Origin of the sequence: Nocardia sp. NPDC004568 (assembly GCF_040609955.1) — a bacterium.
Classification (GTDB): Bacteria; Actinomycetota; Actinomycetes; order Mycobacteriales; family Mycobacteriaceae; genus Nocardia.
The window spans coordinates 1-1214 of record NZ_JBEXLL010000192.1; the positions used below are offsets into that span (position 1 = coordinate 1).

Genomic DNA, 1214 nt, shown 5'->3' on the forward strand with positions numbered 1-1214 from the left:
CTCACTCCCGAAGCGTTCCGGCAGCGATGGACACCGACCGAGTTCAACCAACCGCAACTCGCATGATCGGTGGATCCGCCATCGGGGCCCAGTCAAGGGGCTGCGGGTGCCGGTGCGGCGGCGCCGCAAACGCCTCGGCACCTCCACTGTCACCGAGGTGACCGCGGACGCACCGAATCGGGTATGGGCGACCGATTTCCAGTTCGACGCCACCGACGACGGCCGACCGGTGAAGATCGTGTCGATCGACGACGAGCACACCCGTTTATGCCTGGGCGGGCTGGTGGAGCGCTCGGTCACCGCCGGCAGGGTGATCGATGAGCTCGACCGCATCGCGGCCGAACGAGGTTGTCCGGCGGTGCTGCGCTGTGACAACGGGCCGGAGCCGGCGTGCTCGGTGATGGCCGATTGGGCGGGTGAACGGGTCGGGTTGGCGTTCATTCCAGCTGGTCAGCCCTGGCGCAACGGCTATATCGAGTCGTTCAACGGACGTCTTCGCGACGAATGTCTCAACATCAACAGCTTCTGGTCGCTGACCCGGGCCCGGGTCGTGATCACCGACTGGAAAACCGACTACAACCAGCGGCGGCGGCATTCGGCCCTGGGATATCGCACCCCGGCCGGATACGCTGCCATCTGCGCACATCAATGACTGGCTCTCACAGCCTGTGGACGATCACCGGGGTCCTGTCATATACGCGTCGAAGTATGGATGCCGAACGCCCTCGACTCCGTGGAGTCGAGGGCGTTCTATGATGAAGGTGCGGAGAGAATTCGGCGTGCGTCCGCTACTGTGCAGGTGACGAATCGAATTGCCTGATCCTCAGTGTCCGGGCATATACCCCGGCAGGCCGAGCAGCTGTCCGATGAACAAGATGATCGGGTCGAGCCATGCCGGCCAGGGGTTCGCCGACGGGGGACTGGCACCGGCAGCGCCGGTGCTGCAGATGACAAGGACACCTACGATTGCGACCGTTGCGGCCGCGCTGAGCTTGTTCATGTATCGCCTCTCACTCGGGATCTGTGGTGTTATCGCTTCGGGGCGGCAGTGGTGTTACTCGGGGCGAGAGTCCGTACGATTATCGACCAGATCCGGTGACGGGTCCCCGTGATGTGGTGCACCGGGAGTGAGAGTCGGTTATCGGTGGATACAGGTGGCAGCGTATCCGGCCGGGGTTTGGTAGCCCAGCGCGGAATGTCTTCGGTGGTGGTTG

1 pseudogene is annotated in these 1214 nt (G+C 63.8%); it reads left to right on the top strand.

Annotation, left to right across the window (positions count from 1 at the left end):
* Positions 1-94: 94 nt before the first annotated feature.
* A pseudogene (locus ABZV91_RS32480) lies at positions 95-652 on the top strand (integrase core domain-containing protein); the annotation flags it as partial.
* Between the last annotated feature and the right edge of the window lie 562 nt (positions 653-1214).